The sequence below is a fragment of the Mycobacterium sp. 1165178.9 genome, from assembly GCF_001673555.1.
In the GTDB taxonomy this organism is placed as follows: domain Bacteria; phylum Actinomycetota; class Actinomycetes; order Mycobacteriales; family Mycobacteriaceae; genus Mycobacterium.
This window is the reverse complement of the sequence record NZ_LZMB01000041.1, coordinates 1-2568: the sequence shown is the minus strand read 5'-3', so window position 1 is coordinate 2568 and position 2568 is coordinate 1. Positions and strand designations below refer to the sequence as shown.

The window sequence follows — 2568 nt, the reverse complement described above, 5'->3', positions numbered from 1 at the left end:
GGTGAGGCTGTCCCAGCCCGTTTTTGCTCGCGGGTGGCTGACGATGCGCCGTTCCACGCCCAACCCACGCAGCGCGCGGCCGACCCGACGGGCGTCGGCGGTCGCCCCGCACTCGATGTAGGTGTCGAATGCCGCGTTCAGTTGATCGAGGGCCTCAGCGTTGCGCTCTGCGCGAGCCAGCTCGCCGCCGGCGTCCTCGGCAGCGCTGGCGTAAAGAAGCGGCCGCGAAGAAGTGCGAAGCAACTCCGCAACAGCCACCAACGACTGGGCATCGTGTTCGAGGATCGCGCGGGCATACCGAGCCACCGCCGCCAGCAGTGGCACCGCAGGTCGTTCACGCTCAAGCACCTCGGCGGCCTGCAAGACCCGCGCGCGCAAGCCGGCATCACCGGCGGCCGAGGCCACCCGCGCAGCCAAGATCAGCCGAACCAATGCATGGGGGAAAAGGGGTGTCCCCAGTAGGCTGATGTCGCCAAGCCAGCGCGCTGCCTCATGAACGTCACCGCGATACCAGGCCGCCCGCGTCAGCACATACGCTGATGCTCGATGTTGGCCAGGTGAACCGATGGAGTGGGCATCGCGTGCATCATTCGCCGTCTGCTGCAGCAAGTTCCGGTCATCGGTGTGCGCCGCCACCTCAGCGAGGGTCAGCATACGATGTACGTCCTGCTCAGTCGCGCCTGTCGGCTGTGGGGGCGGCAGAGAATCAGCCGCGTCGCGAGCGGCCGACAGCCGGCCCGCAGCGAGGTGGACCCACCCACTAAAGACGGCCCAGGTAGTGAGGGCCAACGAGTTGCCCTCCCGGCTGGCTTGCGCTACGCCTTCGGCGACCCGGAGGGTCGCGTCGTCCAATCGGCCGACCACTGCCAGAAAGTTTGCCTGGAACATCCCGGCATAGGCATGTGCCAACGCCGTTTCATTCGTGTAGGCGAGTGGGCGAAGCTGTTCGAGGCGGGTTAGTGCGCGGCCCGCGTACCCCTCACCAGAATCGAGCAAAGCGTGGGTGACCTCGGCCATGATGGTGGCCTCGAGATCACCGGTGGCTGCCGCAGCGGCGGCAGCTTCGTCGGCTGCGGTGCGCCATTGCCCGCTTTTGTCCTGCAACGCCAGGTTGAAGGCCAGCCACGCCAGATGCCGTGTCCGGGTGACCTCGCTGATCCCGCTCAACTGCAGCGCTCGGCGGTTCTCCTCTACCCGACGCGGGGAGCTGTGCTTGGTATGCGTCGGAAGCCGGAGGCGGATCTCAGCCTCGACTTCGGGCGAAGCCGCCTCCGCGAGCGCCACGGCGGCCAATTCTTCCGCCTCGCCATAGCGGCTGGCCCGGTTGAGCCACTCCACCGTTTCCGCGACCAGGGATCCATGGTCAGCGTCGTGGGCGGGCAATAGCTCCAACGCGCGCTTGCTCAAGTCCGCGGCGGCGCTCGCATCGCCGCGGCCAACCGATTGCGCGGCTTGGCGCAGTGCGTCGATCGCCTCTCGGTCTCCCGGCTCGGCGCTGCGTGCCAGTTGGGTGGCCACCTCGGCTGGCGCCGCTCCCATCCCGAGCATGACCGACGCCGACTGGCGCTCCATCGCTCGCCGCAACGACTGCGGCAAGGACTGCCGGGTGGCCTCGCGCAGCAAGTCGTGCCGAAATCTCAACTGCCCACCGTCTTCGACGAAAAGATCCGCGCGCACCGCCTCCTCGAGCGCCGACAGCAGGGACGTCGGCGATCGTTCCAGCATCGCGGCCAGCAAGCCGGCCGAGAACCGGTCCGGCAGTACCGCGGCCACCCGGACCGCCTCTGAAGCACCCTCGGAGAGCAGATCGAGTCGTTGATGCATGCTGGCGCCCAAACGCCGCGGAAGCTCATATCCGGTGGCCACCACGCGCCCACCGGTAACGTTCAGTCGGTCCTCCTCGCCCAGCCCCCCGACAAGCTCACTGACCAGAAACGGATTTCCGTGCGCTTTAGCGGCCAGGTTCAGCAGCGACACATCGGCTTTCGCCCGCACGGCGTCGCAGACCATGTCGGCGACCGCGTCCGGCGTCATGGCCCCCAACCGCAAAAATGTGGCATCCGCGCGTTGCAGCACCGACAACGTTTCTTGCACCGCCGGCGCCCCGGCCCCGGTGCGGGCAGTCAAGACCCATAGCACTGACGCATCCGGCCGCGCGGTGGTGAGCGACCGCAGCGCCAACAGCGTGCCGTTGTCGGCCCAGTGAACGTCCTCCAACACAATCACCAGCGGCGTTTCCGCGGCCGCGGCATGAATCGCGTCGGCCAGATCGTGCACCACCCAGTAGCGCAGATCGGCCGAGCCGCCTAGCTGGCGCAACGCCTCGGCGTCGCCCACCGGGGGATCGGCGTTCAGCGTGGCCATGAACAGTGAGAAAAACGGCACTGTCTGCTGATACTCGAAGGCCTCGCCGAACAGTGTCCGAACGCTGGCCTTCTCGGCGAGCGCCAAGACCTCGGTGAGCAAACGACTCTTGCCGATGCCGGGCGGGCCTTCGATGACCAGAACGCCCCCGCGCCCTTGGGCCACCGCGGTAACCAGTGCGCCGATCAGTTTCAGCTCGTCTGC

1 protein-coding gene is annotated in these 2568 nt (G+C 67.5%); it reads right to left on the bottom strand.

The genetic code is table 11. From position 1 onward, the window contains the following. Nucleotides 1-2568, bottom strand: a 2568-nt coding sequence (locus A5652_RS02325; protein ID WP_369805727.1) for an AAA family ATPase, incomplete at both ends; no start/stop codon positions are given.